General features: G+C 67.1%; 27 protein-coding genes. 19 read left to right on the top strand and 8 right to left on the bottom strand.

Annotation, left to right across the window (positions count from 1 at the left end):
* Positions 1 to 29: 29 nt before the first annotated feature.
* Positions 30 to 980 (bottom strand): M14 family metallocarboxypeptidase, encoded by a 951-nt coding sequence (locus DNK89_RS16710; protein WP_110961033.1) that lies wholly within the window; start codon positions 978 to 980, stop codon positions 30 to 32.
* Positions 981 to 1475: 495 nt separating this feature from the next.
* Here DNK89_RS16710 and DNK89_RS16700 point away from each other — a divergent pair, with 495 nt between their 5' ends.
* From DNK89_RS16700 to DNK89_RS16680, 5 genes are all read left to right on the top strand, one after another.
* Entirely contained in the window at positions 1476 to 2903 is a 1428-nt protein-coding gene (locus DNK89_RS16700) for a serine protease (RefSeq protein ID WP_110961032.1), read from the top strand.
* Complete coding sequence (locus DNK89_RS16695) at positions 2900 to 3901, top strand: FHA domain-containing protein (RefSeq protein WP_110961031.1); 1002 nt, start codon at positions 2900 to 2902, stop codon at positions 3899 to 3901. Before DNK89_RS16700 ends, DNK89_RS16695 begins: the two co-directional genes overlap by 4 nt.
* A gap of 61 nt (positions 3902 to 3962) precedes the next feature.
* A complete protein-coding gene (locus DNK89_RS16690) occupies positions 3963 to 4292 on the top strand; it encodes a hypothetical protein (protein WP_015014990.1) in 330 nt (109 codons plus the stop codon).
* A gap of 151 nt (positions 4293 to 4443) precedes the next feature.
* The gene (locus tag DNK89_RS16685; RefSeq protein ID WP_015014991.1) at positions 4444 to 4761 is read left to right on the top strand and encodes a DUF2322 family protein; all 318 of its coding nucleotides are present in this window, start codon (positions 4444 to 4446) and stop codon (positions 4759 to 4761) included.
* Positions 4762 to 4928: 167 nt separating this feature from the next.
* Positions 4929 to 5411: an SRPBCC family protein gene (locus DNK89_RS16680; protein WP_110961030.1), complete on the top strand. Its 483-nt coding sequence runs from the start codon at positions 4929 to 4931 to the stop codon at positions 5409 to 5411.
* A gap of 42 nt (positions 5412 to 5453) precedes the next feature.
* Here DNK89_RS16680 and DNK89_RS16675 read toward each other — a convergent pair whose 3' ends face one another.
* A complete protein-coding gene (locus tag DNK89_RS16675) occupies positions 5454 to 6239 on the bottom strand; it encodes a transporter substrate-binding domain-containing protein (RefSeq protein ID WP_203422325.1) in 786 nt (261 codons plus the stop codon).
* Between the two features lie 259 nt (positions 6240 to 6498).
* Between DNK89_RS16675 and DNK89_RS16670 the strand changes: the two genes are divergently transcribed.
* Entirely contained in the window at positions 6499 to 6747 is a 249-nt protein-coding gene (locus DNK89_RS16670) for a hypothetical protein (protein WP_015014994.1), read from the top strand.
* A 29-nt stretch (positions 6748 to 6776) separates the two neighbouring features.
* Here DNK89_RS16670 and DNK89_RS16665 read toward each other — a convergent pair whose 3' ends face one another.
* The gene (locus DNK89_RS16665) at positions 6777 to 8039 is read right to left on the bottom strand and encodes a phosphatidylserine/phosphatidylglycerophosphate/cardiolipin synthase family protein (RefSeq protein ID WP_110961029.1); all 1263 of its coding nucleotides are present in this window, start codon (positions 8037 to 8039) and stop codon (positions 6777 to 6779) included.
* A 190-nt stretch (positions 8040 to 8229) separates the two neighbouring features.
* Here DNK89_RS16665 and DNK89_RS16660 point away from each other — a divergent pair, with 190 nt between their 5' ends.
* A complete protein-coding gene (locus DNK89_RS16660; RefSeq protein ID WP_110961311.1) occupies positions 8230 to 9156 on the top strand; it encodes a M23 family metallopeptidase in 927 nt (308 codons plus the stop codon).
* A gap of 88 nt (positions 9157 to 9244) precedes the next feature.
* Positions 9245 to 9781 carry a pseudouridine synthase gene (locus DNK89_RS16655; protein WP_110961028.1) on the top strand — a complete coding sequence of 179 codons (537 nt, stop codon included), beginning with the start codon at positions 9245 to 9247 and terminating at the stop codon, positions 9779 to 9781.
* 18 nt (positions 9782 to 9799) lie between these two features.
* On the opposite strand, the gene DNK89_RS16650 is transcribed toward DNK89_RS16655, so the two are convergent.
* Positions 9800 to 10534 (bottom strand): glutathione S-transferase family protein, encoded by a 735-nt coding sequence (locus DNK89_RS16650; protein WP_110961027.1) that lies wholly within the window; start codon positions 10532 to 10534, stop codon positions 9800 to 9802.
* Positions 10531 to 11139: a glutathione transferase GstA gene (gene gstA / locus DNK89_RS16645; protein WP_110961026.1), complete on the bottom strand. Its 609-nt coding sequence runs from the start codon at positions 11137 to 11139 to the stop codon at positions 10531 to 10533. The genes DNK89_RS16650 and gstA overlap by 4 nt, the downstream gene beginning before the upstream one ends.
* Before the next feature lie 132 nt (positions 11140 to 11271).
* On the opposite strand from gstA, the gene DNK89_RS16640 reads away from it, so the two are divergent.
* Together DNK89_RS16640 and DNK89_RS16635 are read left to right on the top strand one after the other, a co-directional pair.
* Positions 11272 to 12162, top strand: coding sequence for a LysR family transcriptional regulator (locus DNK89_RS16640; protein WP_110961025.1), 891 nt, complete (start codon positions 11272 to 11274; stop codon positions 12160 to 12162).
* A 97-nt stretch (positions 12163 to 12259) separates the two neighbouring features.
* Complete coding sequence (locus DNK89_RS16635) at positions 12260 to 12814, top strand: dihydrofolate reductase family protein (RefSeq protein ID WP_110961024.1); 555 nt, start codon at positions 12260 to 12262, stop codon at positions 12812 to 12814.
* A 36-nt stretch (positions 12815 to 12850) separates the two neighbouring features.
* Here the strand turns inward: DNK89_RS16635 and DNK89_RS16630 are convergent, their stop codons facing one another.
* Entirely contained in the window at positions 12851 to 13345 is a 495-nt protein-coding gene (locus DNK89_RS16630) for a DUF2242 domain-containing protein (RefSeq protein ID WP_110961310.1), read from the bottom strand.
* Positions 13346 to 14011: 666 nt separating this feature from the next.
* On the opposite strand from DNK89_RS16630, the gene DNK89_RS16620 reads away from it, so the two are divergent.
* The 4 genes from DNK89_RS16620 (at position 14012) to DNK89_RS16605 (ending at position 18891) form a co-directional block, all read left to right on the top strand.
* Positions 14012 to 14449 carry a thermonuclease family protein gene (locus DNK89_RS16620; protein ID WP_110961022.1) on the top strand — a complete coding sequence of 146 codons (438 nt, stop codon included), beginning with the start codon at positions 14012 to 14014 and terminating at the stop codon, positions 14447 to 14449.
* 125 nt (positions 14450 to 14574) lie between these two features.
* On the top strand, positions 14575 to 15897 hold the full coding sequence (locus DNK89_RS16615) for an MFS transporter (RefSeq protein ID WP_370220931.1): 1323 nt from the start codon (positions 14575 to 14577) through the stop codon (positions 15895 to 15897).
* 151 nt (positions 15898 to 16048) lie between these two features.
* Positions 16049 to 17653, top strand: a complete 1605-nt coding sequence (locus DNK89_RS16610; protein WP_110961020.1) for a DUF1800 domain-containing protein — start codon at positions 16049 to 16051, stop codon at positions 17651 to 17653.
* Positions 17654 to 17664: 11 nt separating this feature from the next.
* Positions 17665 to 18891, top strand: a complete 1227-nt coding sequence (locus tag DNK89_RS16605; protein ID WP_238990843.1) for a DUF1501 domain-containing protein — start codon at positions 17665 to 17667, stop codon at positions 18889 to 18891.
* A 98-nt stretch (positions 18892 to 18989) separates the two neighbouring features.
* Here the strand turns inward: DNK89_RS16605 and DNK89_RS16600 are convergent, their stop codons facing one another.
* Complete coding sequence (locus DNK89_RS16600; protein ID WP_110961019.1) at positions 18990 to 19907, bottom strand: DHH family phosphoesterase; 918 nt, start codon at positions 19905 to 19907, stop codon at positions 18990 to 18992.
* A gap of 138 nt (positions 19908 to 20045) precedes the next feature.
* Here DNK89_RS16600 and DNK89_RS16595 point away from each other — a divergent pair, with 138 nt between their 5' ends.
* Positions 20046 to 20510: a TerB family tellurite resistance protein gene (locus tag DNK89_RS16595; protein ID WP_110961018.1), complete on the top strand. Its 465-nt coding sequence runs from the start codon at positions 20046 to 20048 to the stop codon at positions 20508 to 20510.
* 111 nt (positions 20511 to 20621) lie between these two features.
* On the opposite strand, the gene DNK89_RS16590 is transcribed toward DNK89_RS16595, so the two are convergent.
* On the bottom strand, positions 20622 to 20957 hold the full coding sequence (locus DNK89_RS16590; protein WP_015015009.1) for an ankyrin repeat domain-containing protein: 336 nt from the start codon (positions 20955 to 20957) through the stop codon (positions 20622 to 20624).
* A gap of 271 nt (positions 20958 to 21228) precedes the next feature.
* Between DNK89_RS16590 and DNK89_RS16585 the strand changes: the two genes are divergently transcribed.
* The 4 genes from DNK89_RS16585 to DNK89_RS16570 all read left to right on the top strand — a co-directional run bounded on the left by DNK89_RS16585 (position 21229) and on the right by DNK89_RS16570 (position 25091).
* The gene (locus DNK89_RS16585) at positions 21229 to 22020 is read left to right on the top strand and encodes a pseudouridine synthase (protein ID WP_110961017.1); all 792 of its coding nucleotides are present in this window, start codon (positions 21229 to 21231) and stop codon (positions 22018 to 22020) included.
* A 69-nt stretch (positions 22021 to 22089) separates the two neighbouring features.
* On the top strand, positions 22090 to 23040 hold the full coding sequence (locus DNK89_RS16580) for a nitronate monooxygenase family protein (protein WP_060986119.1): 951 nt from the start codon (positions 22090 to 22092) through the stop codon (positions 23038 to 23040).
* A gap of 161 nt (positions 23041 to 23201) precedes the next feature.
* Positions 23202 to 24380: a two-component system response regulator gene (locus DNK89_RS16575; protein WP_110961016.1), complete on the top strand. Its 1179-nt coding sequence runs from the start codon at positions 23202 to 23204 to the stop codon at positions 24378 to 24380.
* A gap of 3 nt (positions 24381 to 24383) precedes the next feature.
* Complete coding sequence (locus tag DNK89_RS16570; RefSeq protein ID WP_110961015.1) at positions 24384 to 25091, top strand: histidine phosphatase family protein; 708 nt, start codon at positions 24384 to 24386, stop codon at positions 25089 to 25091.
* Positions 25092 to 25111: the final 20 nt, after the last annotated feature.

Below are 25111 nucleotides of genomic sequence, written 5' to 3'. Positions count from 1 at the left end.
TGAAGCCGTGCCGCTGGGGGCCATAACCCTCAGTGTTGGGCGTCGGCCAGCACAAACTCCACCGCCGCACACACCGCCGCCACCTGCGCCGCAATGCACTGCTCAGGCGTGGCGCGGGGGCTGTCGGGGTAGACCTCCGTCGTGGTGGTGTAGCGCGCGCCGCTGATGCCCGCGCACAGGCCCCACTGCTTCATCGGGTAGTGGATGACGCCCGGCGCCACCACGGGCGAGCCGATGATTTCGTTCTTCTCGTCCGCTGGCGCAATGTGCGTCACGCGGCTGACGGCGTCGATGATGGCTTGCTGAAACGCGGGCTGCGGGTTGTCGGCGTCGTCCACCAGGTAAAAGCCGTCGGGGATGCTGCCGGGCTCAAACACCTTGCCGTCGCGTGCGGCCACGGCGGGGCGGTATTCGGATTCGTCGGTGTTGGTGGTTTCGTGCAGGTCGATGTGGGCAGCAAACGGGCCGTACTGCGCCTGGTGCTGCGCCACCAAGCGCATGAGGGCGGCGGACTCCTGCGCGGGCGAGCCGTCGCGGAATGACCGGTTGGGGTCGATGGCGTCGAAGTTCCAGCGCTGAACGCGCTCATACGCCCAGGGGCTGACGCAGGGCACCACCAGCAGGTTGGCGCGGCCGGCAAAGCGCTCGGCCTGCATGTCAACAAACCGCAGCGCGCCGTGCACGCCGCTGGTCTCGTAGCCGTGCACCCCGCCGGTGACCAGCACGCTGGGCAGGCCGGACTGCCAGTTGCGGCTGCGCAGGGCCCGCAAGGGAAAGCGCTCTGCCGGGTGCTGGGTATCGGCATAAATCACGTCGCCATACATCTCCACATCCAACCGGCCCCGCAGCGCCTCGATGGCCGTGAGCACGTCGTCGGCGTAGCTGCGCTGGCGCACCTGGCGTGCGCGCCACTGGTCGCGTTCTGCTGCGCCCCAGGCTTGGCCGGGTGTGCCGATGGGATAGGTGGAGGTGGGTTGCATGGGTGCTTGGAATGGAGTGGCAGGTGAATGGTGGGCCCGGCGGCAAAACGGGGCCGACGGAAAGGACAACGCCAATAAGAGCGGCTAACAAAACTCAGCGAAGCGGTTCTGGCCAGGCGCTGTGTCGCAGGCAGTACGCGCAGTACGACAAGACACAGCAACGACGCCAGAAGAGTTTTGTTAGCCGCTCTAAGAACGTGTTTACGATCTTTTCGGGGCCGCGCAAGTACCTTGCCGGGATGGGATGCAAGGCGCGGTGCGCCGTGGATAGCCCGGCTATCCACAAGCGCCGCAACGCCGCATACCGCCCGGCAAGGCACTTGCCCGAAGGGTTGGGGCGAAATCGGGCGATTGGACGCCTCGACTGCTTGCATGGGCACGAGCCCATGCGGCGCATCCGAAGCATCCACTCATCCCGATTGCGCCCCAACGCGGCCCCGAAAAGATCGTAAACACGTTCTAAGGCTTGTCGCACGGCGTTCATAGAATACCGCGATGCCCTTCCCTTCGATTCGGCCCTTGCGGCTGGCGACCTCGTCGCTGCTTTTGCTGCTGTGTGCGCTGGCGCACGCACAGCCCGCCCCTCCACCCGCTGCTGCCAACGCCCCGGCCACGCGCCCGGTGGGCAGTGCCGCTGTGGATGGCTCAGCACCCACACCGGGGGGCGCTACAACCGCCGCACCCACCGCCGCCGATGCGGCCCTGCTCTCGCGCGACGCGCGGCGCATTTACGAGCTGTCGCGCGACAAGCTGGTGCAGATCCGCACGCTGCTGCGCAACGCCAACACTCAGGCGTCGATTGGCTCGGGCTTTTTTGTGTCGGCCGATGGGCTGATCGTCACCAACTTTCACGTGGCCAGCCAGTTGGCGCTGGAGCCCGAGCGCTACCGGGGCGTGTACGTGACGATGGAGGGGCAAGAGGGCGAGGTGGAGTTGCTGGCGTTTGACGTGCAGCGCGACCTGGCCGTGCTGCGCGCCAAGGGGCGCACGGCGGCAGCGCCGGTGCTGAGCTTTCGCCCCACCACCGACCCACTGGCGCAGGGCGAGCGCATCTACTCGCTGGGCAACCCGCTGGACATCGGCTTTGCCGTGACCGAGGGCACCTACAACGGCCTGGTCAAGCGCAGCTTTTACCCGCGCATCTTTTTTGGCGGCGCGCTCAACCCCGGCATGAGCGGCGGCCCCGCCGTGGACGACGCGGGCCGGGTGCTGGGCGTCAACGTGGCCAAGCGGCTCGATGGTGAGCAGGTGAGCTTCTTGATACCGGCCGAGTTTGCGCAGGCGCTGGTGCAGCGCGCAGCCAATGCCCAGCCCATCACGCAGGCCGCGCACGCCGAGATGACGCGGCAGCTGATGGAGCACCAGCAACTGCTGACAGACCGGTTCTTGAAAGCGCCGTTTCGTGAGCAGCGCCACGGCAACTACCGCCTGCCGGTGCCCGACGACGCGCTGGCGCGGTGCTGGGGATCGGGGCGTGACCCGGCCTTTCCGGGCCTCAACCTGGAACGCACGCAATGCCAGGCCGACAGCGATGTGGTGGCGGGCGACTTCAGCACCGGCGCGGTGCGCTTGTCTTACGAGGCCTACAACGCGCCCACGCTGGGCGCCGCCCGGTTTGCCCGCATGTACTCGCAAAGTTTTGCCAACGAGCGCCTGCCCACACGCGGCAACCGCCACCAGACGGCGGCCGAGTGCACCGAGCGGTTTGTGGACCCCGGCAGCGTGCCGCTGCGCGCGGTGGTGTGCCTGTCGGCCTACCGCAAGCTGACCGGCCTGTACAACATGACGGTGCTGGCCATCTCGGTCAACCAGCCCACGCAGGGCGTGCTGGGCCGCCTGGATGTGCAGGGCATTGCGTTTGACAACGGCATGAAGCTGGCCAGCCACTACCTCAAGGCCTTCCGCTGGGAGGCCGCACCATGAGCGCGATGCCGACCACCACCACCCTGGGGCTGATCGAGGCCTTTGACCGCCACGGCGCGCTGCTGGCGCGTGCGCCCATCACCCGCTGGCCCGTGACGGTGGGCCGCGCGCTGGACTGCGACCTGGTGCTGGACGACCCGTTTGTGGCGCCCCGGCACGTGCGCATTGACCGCGCGGTGGACGAGCCCCGCACCGTGCAGGTGGAGGTGCTGGAGACACGCAACGGCGCACGCCTGCAGCGCAAGCAGCATGCCCAGGGCGAACGCTTTGACTGGCCCGATGGCACGCCCATCGACCTGGGCCACACCCACATCAACCTGCGCCTGGCCGATGCGCCCATTGCCGAGGAGCAGGCGCTGCCGCAGTTTCCGTGGCGCACTGTGGGCACCACTGCAGTGCTGGCGGTGCTGGTGCTGCTGGCCGGGCTGGGAGAGTCGTGGCTAGAGGCCCGCGACGCCGCGCAATACCTGAAGGCGGTGCCCCTGTTGCTGCTGACCACGCTGGCGGTAGTGACCTTGTGGTCGGGCGCATGGGCTGTGGCCAACAAGCTGTTTGGCAGCCAGCTGCAGTTCTGGCGCCACGTGCGCATTGCGTGCGCCGCCGTGCTGGTGGCCGACGCGGTGCAACTGCTGAGCTACCTGACGGCCTTCGCGTTCTCGCTAGAGTCGCTGTCGCGGTTTGCCCCGGTGCTGATGGTGCTGGTGCTGGCCGGCGCGCTGTACGCGCACCTGGCTACCGTGTTGCCCCGCCGCCGCGTGGGCCTGGCCTGGGCCATGGCGGCCGTGGTGCTGCTGGGCGTGCCGTCGTGGCTGGGTGCGCAGTGGCTCAACCGCATGCGGCTGGGCAGCGAGCTGTACATGAGCAGCCTGTTCCCGCCCGCCCTGCGCGTGGCCCCTGCGGTGCCGGTGGACCAGTTCCTGCAAGACGCCGATGCGCTGCGCGGCAAGCTGGACCGGCGCCTGCGGGACGACGGGCTGGCGGACGAGGACGACGAGTAGCCCGCCAGACGGACTGCGCAAAGCAGCCCAAACCCACACCGCCCCACCCCACCAGCCCCCCATGCGCCGCCGCAAGCCCCACCACCACGTCTACGTGGTCGAGCTCTCCAAAGACGTGCTGCTGGAGCCGCGCTTTCGCAAATGCAACCCCGGCTACATCGACGGCAAGCCCTGCGTGTACGTGGGCATGACGGGGCTGGACCCGGATGTGCGGTTTGACAAGCACAAGGCGGGCATCCAGGCCAACCGGTTTGTGACGCAGTACGGCCTGCGGCTGCTGCCGGACCTGTACGAGGGCTTCAACCCCATGACCTACGAGGAGGCGGTGGACCGGGAGATCGAGATCGGCATCGACCTGCGCTCGGCGGGGTTTGGGGTGTGGCAGGCGTGAGCGCCTAGTCAAGGGAGGCGCCTGTTCTAAGTCTGGGCCCCACGCGCATCATCTAAGATTCCGCCCCGCTGATTCAACCACTCACTTTTTTATAGCTGCTCGCGCATGATCTTCTAGCGCTTGCGGCTCATTTCACTTGAATTTGACCGCCATGAACTTCGCAGACCGCCTTAAGCAACTCCCCTCCGCCAGCCACCTCGCCGCCCTGCAACTGCTGGGCGCGGACGGCCAGGTGCAGGCCACCATCGAGAACAAGCCCGGCCAGACCGGGTCGCTGGTGGTGTATGCCGCGCTGGCGGCGCTGTATGGCGGGCAGATCACGCCTGCAGCCGCCAGCCTGGGGCTGGAGTGGTATGCGGAGCATGTGGCGGATGCGCGCGCCTTTCCGGGCAAGCACCCCAACATCGACCGGCTGCTGGCCTGGGCGCAGGGCAGCGAGCGCTTTGCGGTGCGCACCATCGCCGCCTGAGCCGGCGCCACAAAAAAATGTGGTGATGCAAAGGGCCGGTTGTCGAAAACGCACCGGCCCGTTCGTCGTAGAGGTGTGAACGCGTTGACGCCCCAGGCCATTGACCGCCATGGTGTTGGAGCGCACGCTGTCATCCATCCACCCCGATTCCCGCAAGGAGACCCTGCATGACGAACCCCAACCCCTCCGCAGCCCCGACCGCCGCCACCGGCACCGTCACCCTGCACCGTGTGCTGCGCGCCCCGGCCGAGCGCATCTACCGCGCGTTTCTGGATGCAGACGCCATGTGCAAATGGCTGCCACCCCACGGCTTCACGGGCCGGGTGCTGAGCCTGGATGCGCGCGTGGGCGGCAGCTACCGCATGCAGTTCACCAACCTGAGCAGCGGCGGCACGCACGCGTTTGGCGGCGAGTATGTGGAGCTGGTGCCGGGCGAGCGCATCGTGCACACCGACCGGTTTGACGACCCGAACCTGCCCGGCGAGATGTGCACCACCATTCAGCTCAAAAAAGTGATGACGGGCACCGAGGTGTCCATCGTGCAGGCGGGCATCCCGGCGGTGATCCCGACCGAGATGTGCTACCTCGGCTGGCAGGAGTCGCTGCAGCTACTGGCGCTGCTGGTGGAGCCGGAGATTCCGGGCGAGTGACACACACGCGCAGAACTCCCGGCTCAGGTCACTGCAGCTGAATTACTTCAGCCACTTGTCTGCCGCTTGTTTGATGGTGCCCCGGCTGTCCACCAGGCCCCACACAAAGCCCATCACGCGCACATAGTCGGCGTCGTCGGTGGGCAGCATGAAGCCCAGGTAGTTCTTGGGCGTGAGCGGTGCGTCCACAAACGCGGCGGCCAGGCGCGGGTCGGCCTTGGCGTAGTGCAGGGCTTCGTACGTCTCGGTGATCATCACGTCGCCCTTGCCCTCGGCGATGAGTGCGGGGATCTCGGCGTTCTTGTCGTGTGTGCTGACCTGGGCGGCCTTGAGGTTGGCGAGCACATAGGTCTCGTTGGTGCCGCCGGGGTTCTTGATGACGCGCACGGTGGGCTGGTTCATCGCGTCCACGCTGGTGTACTTGGCCTTGTCGGCCGCGCGCACCAGGGCGACTTTGCCGAAGGGGGCGTAGCCGGGCAGCATGTCAAAAATGCGCATGCGGTTGACGTTGCGGGTGATGCCGCCCACGGCCACGTCGAACTTGTCGCCCTGCAGGTCCTTCACCAGGTTGGGCCACGAAGTCTGCACGTACTCGATCTTCACCCCCAGCTCCTTGGCCATGGTTTCAATCACATCGATGTCGTGGCCGCTGTAGCCCGCATCGGTCTTGATGGCAAAGGGGCGGTAGTCGCCGGGCGTGCCGACGCGGATGACCTTGGCCTCCATGATCTTGTCGAGCCGGGGGCCGGCATGCGCGGCCTGGGAGACGAGGGACATGGCGGCAAACAGGGCGGCCGCAGCCACGGCGAGTGATTTCTTGGGAATCATGGGAAAGGGCTCCAGAAGGCAAAGGGGTGCAGAAGGGATGAATCGGCCCGCCCGGCCAATGCTGCGCGCACCAGACGAGGCGGGGCCACCAAAGAATACGCCAGCACCAAGCATTCAACGTGCCATGTGCGTGTCACTGTGCGTGCCCCATGATGGCACCGCGCAGGCATTGCCCCCTGCTGGGTTACCCTGCATGCCCTGAAGGCGCTGCCAACGGCTGGCGCCAACCACCCACCGCCCCTACCCAACAAGGAACCTCATGAAAAAACTCAACGTCACCATCCAGCTCGAAATGACCGTACCCGACGACTGGCAACTGGTCGAAACCTCAGAAGGCACGCCCGTCATCCAGATGGCCGACAACAAGTTTCTGGATCTGGCCATCGAACCCCTGTTTGCCAACGACCCCGAAGACATGTGGAGCAGCAGCGAAAACGAAGACGAGCTCAACGAGGTGCTGGAGATGGTGGAGAGCGAAGAAGTAGCGTACGAGTTTGTGACGCACTGACCCGTGAAACACCGGGCGCTGCAGTCGCCTCACAACTGCGAGCGCAGCAGCCCGGTCATCTTTTCGTGCAGCTTTTCGCTCCACGGCCGCTCCAGCCAGGCCTCATAGGTCACGCGGCGTGACCGCCGGATATCGTCTTCAAACACCTGGGTCTGGCGCTGCGCAAACGTGGCGTCATACACGTTCAGGTTGGCCTCATCGTTCAGGCGGAACGAGCGGTTGTCAAAATTGGTGGAGCCCACCGACACCAGCAGTTGGTCCACGATCATGACCTTGCAGTGATACATGGTGGGCCCGTATTCATAAATCTCGGCCCCGGCCTGCAGCAGCTCGCCCCAGGTGGCGCGGGATGCGGCCTTCACGGTCTCGGTGTCGGTGTGCTCGCCGGGGGTGACCAGGCGCACGCGCACGCCGCGTGCCAGCGCATCCATCAGCAGCTTGCGGGTCAGGTCGTCGGGCACAAAGTAGGCCACCGACAGGTCGATGCTGCGCTCGGCTGCCGTGATGGCCAGGTGGTACATGAGCTGCATGCTCTCGCTACCGCTCGATGGCGAGCTGGAGAACATCTGCGCCTTTTGCCCACCCGCGGGTGCAATGGCCGGAAAGTACGCCTCGCCATGCAGCACCTTGCCGGTGACCTTGAGCCAATTGTCCAGAAACGTGGCCTGCATCTGCGCCACGGCGGGGCCGCGCACCAGGTAGTGCGAGTCGCGCCAGTGGTCGGGGTCTTGCGCGTTGCCCGTCCACGCGGGCGCAATGCCCACGCCGCCGGTAAAGCCCACCTGCCCGTCCACCACCAGCAGCTTGCGGTGGGTGCGGTTGTTCAGGCGGGCCAGGTTGTACCAGTGGGGTTTGTGGAACTTTTCAATCTGCACCCCGGCCTCCTTCATCTCGGCCAAGTAGCTCTCTTCCATCTTGGCGCTGCCCACCCAGTCCAGCAGCACATGCACAGGCACGCCGGCGCGGGCGCGCTCGCTCAGGGCGTCGGCAAACTGCTTGCCAATGTCGCCCGACCAGTAGATGTAGGTTTCGAAGGTGACGCTTTTCTGAGCGGATTTGATCGCGGCCAGCATGGGCGGAAAGATCTGGTCGCCGTTGATCAGCTCCGTCACCGCGTTGCCCCCCACAATGCCCGGGCCGAGCAGACTGCCCAAGGCGCGCTCGAACTGCGGGTGGGCCGTGTTGTACTGGCGCGGCAGCTGCTGCTGCACTTTTTTCTCGCCCGCCGTGAAGTTGAGTGCCAACAGGACAAGGGCCCCCGTGGCCAGGGCCGTGAGCAAGACAGTGAGCATGGTGGAGCGGCGGCGGCGAGGGGCGGCGGGTGGCATGGCTCGATGGTAGGTGGCACCATGCACGCGCGATGTAGGCGGACGCCGCCAACACCGGGGGCACAATGGCCCTTGTCGGCCGCGACAGCGGTGCGCTCCGTCCATCGCCCCCCTCGTGCTGCCTCTTTGTCTTTTGCTCTCGCCCTTCTCTGCCGTGTCTGAATCTGCCCGCCCTGCTCCCCTCCGCCCCACCCTCTCCGTCACCCGCCGCAGCGCCTTGATCGGCACGGCGGGCCTGCTGGCGCAGCCTGCCCTGGTGGCGCCCCTGCACGCCAAGCCTCTGCCCCCCGCACCCACGGTGTGGCCCCAGGCGCTGCAGGTGCCCGGGGGCGTGGCACGGCTGTCGCTGGGCCCAGCGGCCACGCGGCCGGTGGCGCAGGTGCGCCAGGGCGAGGTGGATGTGCCGCTGCGCGTGGTGGGCGATGCCATCGAGTGGACGGCCATCGTGGGCATACCGCTGGCTGCGGCGCCGGGCGATGCCTTCATCAGCGTGCTGCCCGAAGGCGGCGGCAGCCCGCGCCTGGTGCACTACAGCGTGGCCCCCAAGCAGTACAAGGAGCAGCACCTCAAGGTATCGCCCCGCACGGTGGACCTGTCGCCCGAGGACCAGGCCCGCTACGAGCGCGAGCGCGACCACCAGGCCCAGGTGATGGCCACCTTCACCGAGCAACCCGCCGGTGTGGCGCTGGCATCGCTGCGCATGCGGGTGCCCGTGCCGGGGCGACGGTCCAGCTCGTTCGGGCTGCGGCGCGTGTTCAACGGCCAGCCGCGCAACCCGCACAGCGGCATGGACATTGCGGCCGCCACCGGCACGCCCATCGTGGCGCCGTTGCCGGGCCGGGTGATTGACGTGGGCGACTACTTCTTCAACGGCGGAACGGTGTGGCTGGACCACGGCCAAGGCCTGCTGACGATGTACTGCCATCTGAGCAGCATGGACGTGCGCGTGGGCGATGTGCTGCAGGCCGGCGACGCGTTCTGCAAGGTGGGCGCCACCGGCCGCGTGACCGGCCCGCACCTGCACTGGGGCGTGATGCTGAACCGCACCATGGTGGACCCCGCGCTGTTCGTGCCGGCCTGATGGTGCAGGGCTTCATTACTATGCAATTGATAGCATCCAGTGCATATTGCACTAGCGCATCCGGCCCTTTTTGCTTGAAACCAGCCCCATGACCCCGCGCCTGATCCGTTTCAACAAACCCTACGGCGTGCTGAGCCAGTTCACGCCCGAGGGCAAGTGGCAGGGCCTGAAGGACTACATCGACCTGCCCGGCGTGTACGTGGCCGGGCGGCTGGACGCCGACAGCGAAGGGCTGCTGCTGCTGACCAACGACGGCAAGCAACAGGCCCGCATTGCCGACCCGCGCTTCAAGATGGAGAAGACCTACTGGGTGCAGGTGGAGGGCATCCCCGATGAGGCTGCGCTGGCCGCGCTGCGCAACGGCGTGGTGCTGAACGACGGCCCCACCCTGCCCGCCCGCGCACGGCTGCTGGAGCCCGCACCCCAAGTGTGGGACCGCACCCCACCCATCCGCGAGCGCAAACACATTCCCACCACCTGGATCGAACTCATCATCCGCGAAGGCCGCAACCGCCAGGTGCGCCGCATGACCGCCGCCGTGGGCCACCCCACGCTGCGGCTGATCCGCGCGGCCATCGGACCGTACACGCTGGACGGGCTGGCACCGGGAACTTGGGCAGATTGAGCCAGCAGGCGTGTGGGTCTACGCTGCCACCGCCTGCATGCGCCGAGACAACGCTGACCCGCGCGCACGCAGAAAGGCCCGCAAGCCCTCGGCATAGTCCGCACCCACGGCCTGCTGCACCGAAGGGCGCGCCGCCAGCGCTGCGCGCCACTGCTGCACCAGCGGCAAGCCGTGCCAGAGCGCCAAGTCATCCATGCCTGGCAAGGTGTCGATGACGTCGAAGTACCGGAACACCGGGCCGAACACCACATCCACCATGCCAAAGTGCGGCCCCGCAAAGTACGGCCCCGGTGCGCTGCGCTGGCCCAGCGCCTCTTCGATCTGCACAAAGCGGCTGCGCAGGTCTTGCGCGCGGGCCTGCAGCGTGGCCTCGTCCTGCGCGGCGTAGAAGGCGCCGATGGTGTTCAGCACCGCAGAGCCAAACTCCATCCACGCCCGGTGGCGTGCGCGCTGCAGCGGGTCTTGCGGGTGCAGCACGGGCATGGCCACCTCGTCCAGGTATTCGCAGATCACGGCCGACTCGAACAGGCTCTGGCCGCGCACCTGCAAGACCGGGGTCTTGCCCAGCGGCGAGATCGCCAGAAACCAGTCGGGCTTGCGGGCCAGGTCGATGGTACGGCGGTCAAACGCCAGGCCCTTTTCGTGCAGCACGATGGCCACGCGCTGCACGTAGGGGCACAGCGCGTGCGAGACCAGCGTGAGCGCGGCGGGTGCCGCTGCGGGCGCTGCGGGCCCGGTGTTCGGGGCAGTCATGCCAGCAGCCCCTCAGCGCGCAGCGCAGCCTGCACCTGCGGGCGAGCCGCCACGCGTGCCATCCAGGCCTGCAGGTGCGGGTAGGCATTGAGCGGGATGCCCAGCAGGTGCGACCAGTTGACGATGGTGAAGCCATAGGCATCGGCCACGCTGTAGCGGCCCGCCAGAAAGTCGCTGCGCGACAGCACGGCGTCCATCTCGGCAAAACGCACAGCCAGCTTGGCCTTGACGGCCTGGCGCGTGGAGTCGGCCGTCTCCTTGTGCCACAGCCAGGGGCTGAAGCCCTTGTGCAGCTCGGTGCTGACGAAGGTAAGCCACTCCAGCACGGCCAGGCGCTCGCTGGAGCCGGGCTGTCCGATGAATGCGCGCGACGGGTCCAGGTCGGCCACGTACTGCAGCAGCGCCGCCGCTTCGGTGTGGCGCGACTGGTCGGCCAGCTCCAGCAGGGGCACATAGCCGCGCGGGGAAATGTCGAGGTAGCTGGCACCGGTCTGTGTGGTGTGGTGCACCAGATCCACCTTGACCAGATCGAACGGAACGCCGACCTCGCGCAGGGCAATGTGCACGGCGAGCGAGCAGGCACCGGGGGCGTAGTAGAGCTTCATGGGAACGGGGCTTTCTGTAAAAAGGGTTGGAATATGTCGCTCCTCGGCACCCACGGATACCCATCGGTACACAGCAACGGCCAGCGACAGGCAGAATCTACGCTTGCAACAACGCAAATAAAATAAGCGACCATGAAATCAACCGTTGCATCAGTGCAATACCAGCTGGGCGCCGCCGAGCTGGAAGTGCTGTTGGCCATGGTGCGCACCGGCACCCTGGCCGCCGCCGGGGAGCGGCTGGGTGTGGACGCGTCCACGGTGTTCCGCGCCATCCAGCGCATTGAACGCGGGCTGGGCCAGTCGCTGTTCGACCGGTCACGCGCTGGCTATCGCCCGTCGGAACTGGCCCAGGCCCTGGCCGAGCAGGCCGAGCGTGTGGAAGCCGCCCTGGAGGCCGCCCGCTCTGCCGCGCAGGCACAGCCCGAACAGGTGTCGGGCACGGTGCGCATCTCCACCACCGACACCATCCTGCATGGCCTCATCGCCCCCGCCCTGCAGCTGCTGCAGCCCCGGCATCCGGCCTTGGTGTACGAGCTGCATGCCGGCAACGAGCTGGTGAGCCTGACGCGGCGTGACACCGACATCGCCGTGCGCGCCACCAAGCGCCCGCCGCAGCACCTGGTGGGGCGCCAGCTGGGCATGATCCGCTCGGCCCTGTATGCAGGCGCTGCCAGCCCGCTGGCCCTGTCGGACGTGGAGGCCGGCCGCGCCGCCTGGATTGCGCCCGACGACGCGCTGCCCGACCACCCTTCAGTGCGCTGGCGCAAGAAGCAATACCCCCGGGCACAGCCCACCTACCGCGTCAACAACCTGCTCACGGTGATGGAACTGGTGGCCCTGGGCATGGGCGTGGGGGTGCTGCCCCTCTTTCTGGCCCAGAGCCGCAGCGACCTGCGCCCGCTCACGGGCGCGCTGGCCGATGGCGAAACCGAGCTGTGGCTGCTGACCCACCCGGAGTCGCGCCACCTGCGGCGCATTGCGACGGTATACGGGCACCTGGCGGAGACGGTGCAGCTGCCTTGAGTCACCTGGGGCCTCTGGCCGATGAATGCACCGGGCAGACCCCACCCGCGCCTGCTGCCAGCACGTTGTCAGCAGCCGGTCCCTACAGTGCGCGGGCATGACCACTACACAGTTCTACGGCGCGTCCAGCCTCGACGGCTTCATCGCCACGCCCGACCATGACCTGGACTGGTTGCTGCAATTTGGCGAGATCGAAGGCTCCAGCTACCCCGACTTCATCCGCAGCGTGGGCGCGCTGGCCATGGGATCACACACCTACGAATGGATGCTGAAACATGCCATCGATGCGGGCCAGCCCTGGCCGTACACACCGCCCACCTGGGTGTTCAGCACACGCACGCTGCGCAGCATTGCCGGTGCCGATGTGCGCTTTGTGCGTGGCGATGTGCGGCCCGTGCACCAAGCCATGGTGCAGGCCGCAGCAGGCCGCAATGTGTGGGTGGTGGGCGGGGGTGACCTGGTGGGGCAGTTTGATGATGCGGGCCTGCTGGACGAGCTGATCGTGCAGGTGGCGCCGGTCACGCTGGGCGTGGGCACCCCTTTGTTTCCGCGCCGTGTGGTGCAGCCGCCGCTGCAGCTGCAATCCGTAACCACGCTGGGCGGCGTGTTTGCCGAGCTGCGCTACCGGGTACCGCCACGCCCCGACCGCTGAGTGCCTGAGTGCGGGCGACTGTCCCGCCAGGGCGGCTCAGTCCGCCAACGCCTGGTCGATGACCAGGTAGCGTTTGACCAAGTCAAAAAAGCTGTCGTAGAAGGTGTCTTTGGCAATGGTCTCGCTGCCCACCTTGACCAGCGATTCGCTGCTGGACGAGAACGGCAGCGACACCGATCCGATGGCGCCCACGCCCACGCTGGCGGAGTTGTTGGTCTTGCGCAATGCGTAGGTGTCCTGCGTGGCGGTGACAAAGCCCAGGCTGACCTTGCCGTCGTTGGCCTCGGGCACACACACCACGCGCACCACCATCTGCAGGTGCGACTCGGGCTCAGGCTGGAAGCTCTTTTTGCCCTCTACCAGATCGGCCGAACTGGACGAGATGACGTAGCCCTGGCTGAGCAGCGCGCGGCGCGAGGCCTCGCAGGTCTGGACCGGGGTGGCATCAAACAGGCGCGAATAGGTGGCAACCGAGCCAAAGTTCTCCTGCACGCCAAACGTCTTGACACCCGTGCTGGTGCAGCCTGCCATGACCAAGGTCGCGCCACAGGCCAGGGCCACGGCGGCGGCGCGCACAAGCGCGGGTGGGGAGGCATGGAATTCTGTGGACCAGGGGAAACGCAAAACCGGGACTCCTTGGGTGGTGGGTGGCTAGTGTGCTGTCCCGCAAATAACTGCACATGAAATCGCGTCCTCACCCCCAGGGCTGCGTTGCAAATCCTCGCGATAGCTACGGCTATCACTGCGGTTTGCGCCTCGCCCTGGGCGCGATGCCATCGATTTCATTTCGTGCAGCTATTTGCGGGACAGCACACTAGTGCCGACGATAACAAGCTCAAACCAAACGCGAAACGAACGCGCTGGGCAATGCACCCCATTGTCACAGCGCCTGGGGTGTCTGACGGCAGTAACTGCTCCCGGTTCCCCATATTCTTCGTGCTGTGTACACATCGGTGTGGTAACACCTTGAAGCAAAAAAAACCGGCGCTGCGCGAAGTGCCAGGAAGGACTTCGGAGCATCGAATAGGCGCGTCGCGCCAGCGCCCGCTGTCTGCCTGCAACCACATTCCGGCCGACCGTAAACGCTATACTATTCATAGCTATCAAGGCACGCTGCCGTAGCGCATCCGGCCACAATCAGCCCGCTGCAGCCCCCACACCGCCGCCGGCGCCCACCCACCCACATTCAAGCCCCCAGTGCCCCTCGCCGCCTCCCTGCTTTGCCTGGTCGTCGCCATCAGCGACGGCGACACCCTCACCGCCCGCTGCGGCGCCCCCGGTGCCTACCAGCAGGTCAAGGTGCGCATCGCCGCCATCGACGCGCCCGAATCCCGTCAGGCGTTTGGGCAGAAGTCGCGACAGCACCTGGCACAACTGTGCTTTCGGCAACGGGCCACGCTGCAACCGGTGGACGAAGACAGCTATGGCCGCATGGTGGCGCAGGTGCGCTGCGGCGGGACGGACGTAGCAACGGCCCAGGTGCGCGCGGGCATGGCCTGGGTCTACACGCCGTACGCCAGCGGCTATCCCCACCTGGCGCCCCTGCAGCGTTCTGCGCAGGCGCAGCACGCGGGCCTGTGGTCCCAAAAGCGCCCGTTGGCGCCGTGGGACTACCGGCACCGGCATCGTCGTTGACGCCATCGCATACCCCACCATCGGCGCACCCGCTGCGAGGCTTTACCAGCGCTTGACTGCAGCCCGACGCGACAACCGCTAGCATCTGGCCTCCCGCCGTTTGGGCGCATCGCCGCACTGAGCGAATGCCCCCCCCGCTGACCCCACCCATGCCCACGCCCGAGCCCATCACCCCGAGCGCCGCTGTTGCCGCGCCCGCCGAACCTGCCAACGTCTACCGCCATGCAGGGTTTGTTTCCTTCCTGATCGCCCGCGTGGTGGCCGTGGTTGCCACCCAGGTGCAGGCCGTGGTGGTGGCCTGGCAGGTGTACGACCTGACCCGGCAGCCGCTGGCACTGGCCTATGTGGGCCTGGCGCAGTTTCTGCCCATGCTGGCCCTGCTGCTGCCAGCGGGTGACCTGATCGACCGCTTTGACCGCAAGCGCATCCTGGCGCTGGCCTGGTCGGTGGGCGGCGTGTGCAGCGCCTTGTTGTGGTGGCTGTCGGGCCATGGCAGCAGCGGCGTGGCGGGTATTTATGCCGTGCTGGTGCTGTATGGCTGCGCCCGCGCGTTCTCGGGCCCGGCCATGCAGAGCCTGTTGCCACAGATCGTGCCGCGCGCGCAACTGGCCCAGGCCATTGCTGCCAACAGCATGCTGATGCGCGTGGCCAGCATTGGCGGGCCGCTGCTGGGCGGGCTGCTGTACGCGCTGGGCGGGGGCGAGCTGACCTATGCCATCTGCTGTGCCTGCTTTGTGCTGGGCGTGGCGCTGCTGCTGCGCGTGGTGGTGGCCCATGCCACGGCGCCCGGCCCTGCACAGGGCACGATGCTGGAGCGCTTTGGCGCGGGCATCACCTTCATCCGCACACGGCCCATCATTCTGGGCACCATCTCGCTGGACCTGTTTGCCGTGCTGCTGGGCGGCGTGGTGGCGCTGCTGCCCATCTACGCACAAGAGGTGCTGCATGTGGGCCCGGCAGGCCTGGGCGCGCTGCGCAGTGCCATGGCGGTCGGCGAGGTCAGCGCCGGGCTGTACCTGAGCATGCGGCCCTTCAACCGCCATGTGGGCCGCACCATGTTCATCGCCGTGGCGGTATTTGGCGTGGCCAACCTGGTGTTTGCGCTGTCCACGCTGTTCTGGCTGTCGTTTGCGGCGCTGCTGGTGGCTGGCGCCGCCGACATGGTCAGCGTGTACATCCGCGGCGCGCTGGTGCAGTTCTCCACGCCCGACTCCATGCGTGGCCGGGTGAACGCGGTGAACATGCTGTTCATCGGCTCGTCCAACGAACTGGGCGAATTCCGCGCAGGTACGAGCGCCGCATGGCTGGGCGTGGTGCCTGCCGCCATCGTGGGCGGACTGTGCACCCTGGGGGTGGTGGGTGGCTGGATGCTGGCGTTCCAGACCCTGCGCCAGGTGGACCGTTTTGAAGAGGCCGCGCAGGCCACGGGCGCTGCACCTTCGCCGTAAAACGCCTCCTGCAGGGGCGCTTTGCGAAACCCCTCGATACATCCTCGCTGGCGTTTGTATCGCGCAGGTAAAACCCGCTGCGCCGCCTTGCACCCGGTGGATCGCAGCGGCACCATGAGGGCCGCCATTGGTTGGCAGCCAGCGAGGCCCCATGATTCCCCACACCTCCCCGCCCCTCCACCGCCGCACCCTGCTGCTGGGTATGGCGGCTTTTGCAGCCTTTGGCGCCGCGCCCTCGGCCCAGGCTGCGCCCCCTGCATCAGCCAACTCCTTAAGCACCGGCGGCTGGGCGTCCGCCGACGAAGCCACACAGGCCCACCTGCTCGACCGCGTGACCTGGGGCTGCACCGGCCAGGGCGTGCAAGCAATGGGTGGCTTGGGCATCAGCGCCTACCTGACAAGTCAGCTGCGCCCCAGTGCCAATGCACCGCTGCCGCGCGAGGCCCAGGCGCAGATCGATGCCATGACCATCTCGCGCACCCCCATCGAAGCGCTGGCAGCCGACATGGAAGCCCGCCACCGCGCCGCCAAGGCCCTGCCTACCGAAGACGAGCGCAAGGCTGCGCTCAAGACCTGGCAGCAGGACATGCGCGCCCTGCAGCAGGAGGCGGCCGCCCGGTTTGTGCTGCGCGCGCTGTATTCGCCCACCCAGTTGCGCGAGAAGATGACCTGGTTCTGGATGAACCACTTCAACGTGTTTGCCGGCAAGGGCAACCTGCGCGCCTTGGTGGGTGACTACGAGGAACGCGCAATACGCCCCCACGCACTGGGCCGCTTTCGCGACCTGCTGGGCGCCACCGCGCGCCACCCGGCCATGCTGCGCTACCTGGACAACGCGCAAAACGCCGCAGGCCGCATCAACGAGAACTACGCGCGCGAGCTGATGGAGCTGCACACGCTGGGCGTGGACGGCGGCTACAGCCAGCAGGACGTGCAGGAGCTGGCGCGCGTGCTGACCGGCGTGGGCGTGTCGCAGCGGCCGCCGGGCGACGAGCCTCCACGCATGAAGCCCGCGCTGCGACGCCACTACGTGCGCGACGGCCTGTTCGAGTTCAACCCCCAGCGGCATGACTGGGAGCCCAAGACGTTGCTCGGCCAGCCGCTTCGCACCGAAGGCCTGGCCGAGGTGGACGAAGCGCTGGACCGCCTGGCCCGCGCGCCTGCCACCGCGCGCTTCATCACGCGCAAGATCGCGCTTTTTTTGGTGGGAGACAACCCGCCGCCCGCGCTGCTGCAGACCCTGGCCCGCAGCTTTGAACGCACCGACGGCGACATTGCAGCGGTGCTGGAAACGCTGTTCAACACGCCAGAATTCCGCGCATCTCTCGGCCAGCGGTTTCGGGACCCGGTGCACTATGCGCTGGCGGGCCTGCGCCTGGCCCATGGCGACGCTGTGCTGCCCAGCACCGACCCGGCACTGGCGTGGCTGCAACGGCTGGCCGAGCCTTTGTATGGCCGCGTCACGCCCGATGGCTACCCGCTGGACTCCGCGTCGTGGTCGGGCTCGGGGCAGATGAGCACGCGCTTTGAGATGGCGCGGGCCCTGGGTGCAGGCGCTCTGGCAGCCCCGCCAGCGAACGATGACGCAGCGCCCCGTGCCGCGCCGCGCATGCCGCCCGCCCTGGCGCAGACGGCTTACGTGCGCGCCATGGAGCCCACCTGGTCCCCTGCCACACGCAACGCACTGGCGCAGGCCACCTCACCGCGCGAATGGAACCTGCTGTTCCTCGCATCCCCCGAGTTCATGCACGGATGAAAGAAAACTTCATGCTGCACAGACGAAATCTTCTCCAGGCCCTGGGCGCCAGCGCGCTTGGTGCGGGCCTGGGCGTGCACAGCGCCAGCGTGCTCGCCGCACCCCGCGCGCAGGACGCGCGCTTTCTGCTTGTGTTCTTGCGCGGTGGCTATGACTGCGCCAGCCTGCTGGTGCCTACGGCCAGCAGCTACTACTACGAGACGCGGCCCAACATCGCCATCCCCCGGCCGGGGCAGGAGGGCGGCGCCCTGCCGCTCACGCCCGACTGGGGCCTGCACCCGGCACTGGCGGAATCGATGCTGCCGCTTTACCAGCAGCGCCAGTTGGCCTTTGTGCCGTTTGCGGGCACCGACGACATCTCGCGCAGCCACTTCGACACGCAGGACAGCATTGAGCTGGGCCAGCCCCTGGGCGGGCGGCGCGACTACCGATCGGGCTTTCTGAACCGGCTGGTGGCCGAGCTGAACCCGCGCGCCGACAGCACTGCAGCGGCGCTGCAACCCATGGCGTTTACCAGCACCCTGCCCTTGGTGCTGCGCGGGGCGGTGGATGTGCCCAACACCGCGCTGAGCGCAGGCGCCGGGCGGGGCGGTGTGGATGCGCGGCAGGCCGAACTCATCGCCTCCATGTACCGGGGTACAGCGCTGGCCACGCCGGTGAACGAAGGCTTTGCCACCCGCGACGAAGTGGCCCGCACCATGCAGGGCGAGATGGAAGCCGCCAGCCGCAATGCGCTGAGCACCAAGGGCTTTGAGGGCACGGCCCGGCGCATGGCGCGGCTGATGCAGTCGCGCTACCAGATCGGCTTTGTGGACGTGGGCGGCTGGGACACCCATGTGGGCCAAGGGGCTGCCACCGGCGCGCTGGCCAACCGCCTGGAGGAACTGGGCCGGGGCCTGGCAGGCTTTGCCGACGAGATGGGCCCGGCGTGGAAGTCCACCGTGGTGGTGGTCATCAGCGAGTTTGGCCGCACCTTCCGCGAGAACGGCAACCGGGGCACAGACCACGGCCACGGCACAGTGTTCTGGGTGCTGGGCGGCGGGGTGAATGGCGGCCGTATTGCGGGCGAGCAGCAGGCGCTCACGGCCACCACGCTGTTCCAGAACCGCGACTACCCCGTGCTCAACGACTACCGGGGTGTGCTCGGCGGGTTGTTCGCGCGGATGTACGGGCTGAACGCCGCGGCCCTGGGGCGGGTGTTTCCAGGGACCCAAGGCGCGGACCTGCGACTGGTCTAGCCGCGCTCGCGGCCCACGCCATTCACTATACTTTTGATAGCTTCTGAGGCATGCAGTTGTAGCGCTTCAGGCGACTTTCTCTCCAAATCACCCCAGCACTACGCGTTGAAGGTGCCTGTCAACAGTTCGGGCAGGCGCTCCACCTTCATCTTGAAGCCGCAGGCCTGCGCGTGGCCGCCGCCGCCCATGCTTTCGGCCAGTGCGATGCAGTCAAAGTTGCGCTGCGAGCGCAGCCCCACCTTCACGCCCTTTTCGCCCGCGCTCCACATCAGCGCAAAGGTGCCGGTCTTGGCCGAGAGGATGTCGCCCACCAGGCTGTGGAACATGCCCGGGGCGTTGACCATCAGACCCATGATGCCGTTGAACACCAGTGGCTGCGCGCCTTCGGCAATGTCGGCGCAGAGCTTGCGGTACTTCTGGTCCATGGCCTCGCCGCGCACCATGAACTGCTGGAGCTGCTCGGGCGTGAAGTCGGCAATCTCGCGCCAGCGCGCAAAGCCTTGTTCCTCCATGTCCAGGGCCGACAGGAAGGCCGAGCTCTCGGCAAACTCCCACTTCCAGATGTCGCGGTCTTCCACGTATTGCAGCAGCGCGGGGAGGGGTGCATGGGGGTGAAAGAACTCCCACGCCAGCCGAGCGCCCGATTTGCTCATGTCAAAGTGCACCACGCCGCAGCGGCAGGCAAAGCCGGTGAGCTTTTCGGCGGCGCTCTTGTGGTGGTCCAGCATGACCAGCTTGGCGGCACGCTCGTCGATGGCGGCCATCACCTCGTTGGCAAACGAGAAGTCGAGGATGTACACCGCGCGGCCTTGCAGGGGCGGCAGGTCGTCCACGGTCTTGACATCGCCGTGGTCCAGCCCCACGTATTCAGCCTGGTCGCCGTAGTACAGCCATGCCGCCAGCGCCGCGCCAAAGCCATCGGGGCAATTGCGCCCGTGGTAGAGGATCAGCGGCGCGGGGTCGTTCTTGTCGGGGGCAACCAGCAGTTGCAGGGGGAGTATGGTTTTCTTCGTCATGACCCCTGATTGTCGCCGGGGCATGGCAAGGCACCGAGCGCAATCTGCGCAGCCAGGGCTCCCCTACCCCGTCAAAGCAGCGGAACCAACGCCGCCCCCGACGCATCCATCCCATTCACGCAGCCTCGTAAGCCCACGATGTTCCAAGCCCTCAAAGACCTTTTGGAAAGCATTGCTCCCTTGCACCCCACGCCATCGCTGGCCGAGCGTGCACGGGCACTGCAACTGGCAGCCGCCGTGTTGCTGGTGGAGGTGGTGCGCACCAAGGCGACCCTGGGCGACGCTGAGCGCAGCGTGATGGAGAGCGCACTGCGCCAGCAGTTTGCGCTGACGGACGAAGAACTACAGGCCCTGCTGGACCAGGCCACCACCACCTCCCGGACGGCCTACGACTACCAGCACTTCACCAGCCAGTTGAACGAGCACTTCACGCAGGCCGAGAAGATCCGGCTGGTCGAAGCCATGTGGCAGGTGGCCTATGCGGACGCACGGCCGGATGAGAACGAGATGCACACCATCAGCAAGGTGGCGGGCCTGCTGCATGTGACGCACGGCGAGTACATCGGCGCCAAGATGCGTGCGAAGGAAACAAGCCCCCATTGATTCGCTTCGCGGTTTTCCTCCAAGGGATACGCCGCTGGTGCGGCAGAGGCCTTACACGGCGGCCGCTAGTCCGGGCTGCGCGGGCTGTACCGATGTGCCCACACTTCGCCTTCACACCGGCAACCAGCGCCACCAGAACGGCTTGCGCTCCTCCTTCGCACCCTGCGCCTGCAGCATGCCAATGAACTCGGTGCGCCGATAACGGCGCGCAGCCTCCAGCGGGGTCATGTCGTCAAAGTCGGACCGCAGCATCGGGTCCGCCCCATGGGCCAACAGGTAATGCGCAATGGCATCGTGGCCGTGGATGAGGCTGGCCACAAGCGGTGTGCAAAGGATCTCGGGATGCTGGTAGTTGGGGTTCACGCCCGCGCTGATGTGGTGGCGCACCAGCGCCAGGTCGCCGGCCACGGCGGCGGCGTACATGTCTTTCCAGTCTCCTGCGGACATAGACGGGCATCCTTTGTAAGCGTTGAACGGGACCAGTGTAGGCAGCGGCGCGTGCGGCACAATCCGCGCCTTCCCCTAGGGATCCTCTGCACGAATCAGCGCGCCGTGCGCATCAGCGGCCTCGGGCGGTCTGCTGCGTTGCAAATACTCGCAATAGCTACGGCTATTGCTGCGTTTTGCGCCTTGCAACCCCTCCCGATCCGCTGCGCTCACTTGCCGCTTGATTCGTGCAGAGGATCCCTAGCCCGCGATGGCACACACACATTCCTCCATGCCCCCTCCCCTGCACATCCTTTGGCGCGACGAGCACCTGGTGGCCGTGTACAAGCCCGCAGGCTGGCTGGTGCACCGCACGGGGCTGGACGCGGGCGAGACGCGGTTTGTGATGCAGACCTTGCGCGACCAGCTGGGCCAGCATGTGTTTCCGGTGCATCGGCTGGACAAGGGCACCTGCGGCGTGCTGGTGATGGCGCTGCACAGCGATGCGGCGCGGGCACTGTCGCAAGCGTTTGAGCAGGGCGCCACGCACAAGCGCTACCTGGCGATGGTGCGTGGCTGGGCGCCTGAGGCCATCGAGGTGGACCATGCGCTCAAGCCCGATGACGCCCCGACCGATGCCGCCGTGCAGGACGCCCACACACGCTTTCGGCGGCTGGCGCAGCTCACGCTGCCCGAGGCCAGCGATGCGCGTTTTGCCACCACGCGCGCGTCGCTGGTCGAGGCACTTCCCACCACCGGGCGGCGCCACCAGATCCGCCGCCACCTCAAGCACGTGGCCCACCCCATCATTGGCGATGCCACGCATGGCAAGGGCCCGCTCAACCGCTGGTGGGCCGAGCGACTGGGCCAGCAGCGGCTGTGGCTACATGCCTGGCAGCTCAGGGTGCCCCACCCCGTAACGGGGGCGGCGATGACTTTTGACAGCGGGCTGCGCTGGCCGGGACCTGCAGGCTGGGGCTGCGGATACCTCCCCGCCGACGATTCCGCTGTGCCGCCCTGCGTTGACTGGCAGCGGCTGTTTGCGCAGCTGCCCTGGCAAGAGACACCCGCCCCGCCCCCGTAACGCGGGCGACACGGCGACGGCACACCCGTCGAAATAATGGGCGCTCCCAAAAAACAGGAGACACCACCCATGACCGCACCCGCCACCAACCGCGTCCTTGCCCACACGGGTGCGCGCTACCCCATCATCCAGGCGCCCATGGGCTGGATTGCGCGCACGCAGCTGGCCTCGGCGGTGTCGCGCGCGGGTGGGCTGGGCATCATCGAAACATCGTCCGGCGAAACCGCCAACTGCCAGGCAGAGATCACCAAGATGAGCGCGCTGGGCCTGCCGTTTGGCGTGAACCTGCCCATCCGCTTTTTGAAGGACGACGCCATGCTGCGCTTTGTGTGCGCGTCGGGCGTGAGGTTTGTGACCACCTCGGCGGGTAGCCCGGCCAAGTTCATTGCGCCGCTGAAGGACGCGGGGATCACCGTGTATCACGCGGTACCCACGGTGGACGCAGCGCTGAAATGTGTGGATGCAGGCATTGACGGCTTGGTGGTCGAAGGCGGTGAAGGCGGCGGCTTCAAGAACCCCGAAGAGGTCTCCACCCTGGTGCTGCTGCAGGCCATTCGCGCGCAGGTGGACGTGCCGCTGGTCGCAGCCGGTGGCATCTGCGACGGGCGCGGCATGGCCGCAGCCTTTGCGCTGGGTGCCGAGGCCGTGCAGATGGGCACGCGTTTTGTGAGCTGCGCCGAAAGCCCCGTGCATGCCAACTACAAGAACGCCATCGTCGATGCGGGCGTCACCGGCACCTGGATGCTCAACACCAAGGCCAGCCCCTGCATCCGCGCGCTCAAGTCGCAGCGCACGCAAGCCATCCACGAGGCGGGCCTGATGCCCGCCGACAGCTTTGCAGGCATCCAGCGCGTGTACTTTGACGGTGACATGGAGGCGGCCCCTGCATTGGCTGGGCAGACCGTGGGATTGATTGACTCCGTCAAGACCGCGCAGCAGATCATTGACGACACCGTGGCGGAGTTTTTTGCCATCAGCCGGCGCATGGGCGCCCTGGCTGCGGCGCGGTCGTTTGGCTAAAAGGGGCGTCCCGGCCCGACAAGTGCTGCGGCGGCAACGCATGGATGCGATGTGCTACCCGACCACCGCACCACGGAAAGCTTGTCAGCTTCTGTAAGGGCAGTAACATGCACTTACACCAGAGCAAATTCTCTGCGTGGTAGCCCGAAAGCACCCCGACCATGTTTTTGCCGACCGATGACAAAGCCCTGCTCAGAACGGTTCTGGTCGTCGACGACACCCGCGAAAACCTGACCGTCATCGGCCAGCTGCTGCGCCCGTACTACCACGTGCGCGTGGCCAACTCGGGACAGCGGGCCTTGCAGGTCGCCCACACCCAGCCGGTGCCCGACATCATCCTGCTCGACGTGATGATGCCGGAGATGGACGGCTACGAGGTGCTGGCCGCCCTGCGTGCCGCGCCGGAGACCCGTGAGATCCCGGTGATCTTCGTGACCGCCCTCGACGCCATCGCGGACGAAGAACGCGGCCTGCAAGCGGGCGCGGTGGACTATGTGGCCAAGCCCATCAAGCCCGCCGTGCTGCTGGCGCGGGTGCGCACCCATCTTGAGCTGAAGGCCGCGCGCGACTGGCTGGCCGACCAGAACAGCTACCTGGACGCCGAGGTGCAGCGGCGCATGGCCGAAAACGAGCTCATCAAGGACTTCAGCCTGCACGCGATGGCCACGCTGGCCGAGAAGCGCGACAACGAAACCGGCAACCACCTGCACCGCACGCAGGCCTACATCGAGGCACTGATGCTGCACCTGCAGGACCACCCGCGCTTTCAGCACCTGCTGGGCAGTCCCCACCAGCGCCAGCAAATCGCCAAGGCCGCGCCCCTGCACGACATCGGCAAGGTGGGCATCCCCGACGCGATCCTGCTCAAGCCGGGGAAGCTCACCCCTGATGAGTTCGAGATCATGAAGACCCATGCCCGCATTGGTGCCGACGCCATCGACGAGGCCATCCGCAGCGTGCTGCAGATGGGGCGCCAGCAGCCGGCCCATCCGGCCAGCGCCCCCAGAAACTCGGCGCTGGAGTTCCTGGAGACCGCACGCCAGATCGCGGCAGGCCACCATGAAAAGTGGGATGGCTCGGGCTACCCCGACGGACTGGAGGGCGACGCCATCCCGTTGCCCGCACGGCTGATGGCCATCGCCGATGTGTTTGACGCGCTGATCTCTCGTCGCCACTACAAACGCGCGTTCACGCTGGACGATGCGGTAGACATCATCCGCAGCGGCCGTGGCCAGCATTTCGACCCCGACATCTGTGATGCGTTCGTACAGCTGGTGCCGCAGTTTGCAGCCATCGCCGAGCAGTTTGCAGACCACCCGGTGCCCGCGCTGGAGCCGTGAAGCATGCTTGCCTTGTCCCCGGCCATCGCACTGCGCGGCAGCCCGCCCGTCTGCCGGGCCACGGTGGGTGCTTGTGTGCTGGCCGTTGCGGCGGCGGCAGGGTGGCCTGGGGGATGCAGCGCACAGGACCAGGACTTTCAGGAAACTCTCGTCAGCCCCGCCCTGCTGGCGCAAATGCGCCGGGGCGGTTTTGTGCTGTACCTGCGCCATGGCGCCACCGACAGCAGCCGGGTGGACCAGGCCCCGCAGGTGGACCTGAACGACTGCAATACCCAGCGGGTCCTCAGTGATGCCGGGCGGCAGCAGGCGCGCGAACTGGGTGTGACGCTGCAGCGTGCCCGCATTCCCGTGGGCGAGGTCATCCACAGCCCGCTGTGCAGGGCGCGCGAAAGCGCACAGCTCACCTTTGCCACGCAGCCCCAGTTGCTGCGCGCAGAGCCCCTTCTGGCCTACACCGCCAACCTGACGAGCGAGCAGAAAAAGCCGGTGATCGCCGCCACGCGGGCCCTGGTATCCAACCCGGTTCCTGCAGGCACCAACCGCGTCATCGTGGCCCACGCGCCCAACATGGCGGACCTGATGGGTTATTTCGTCAAGCCCGAGGGAACGATGGTGGTGCTGCGTCCGCTGGGGCAGTCGCGGTTTGAATACCTGGGCAGCATTCCGCCGTCTCACTGGGCCGCCCTGCTGCCCGCCTCCTCCAAGCGCTGACCCATCTCGCGCCACCCCTC

Source organism: Acidovorax sp. ST3, from assembly GCF_003231145.1.
GTDB lineage: Bacteria > Pseudomonadota > Gammaproteobacteria > Burkholderiales > Burkholderiaceae_C > Acidovorax.
The sequence above is the reverse complement of the archived record's forward strand: the minus strand, read 5'-3'. Positions and strand labels throughout refer to the sequence as shown.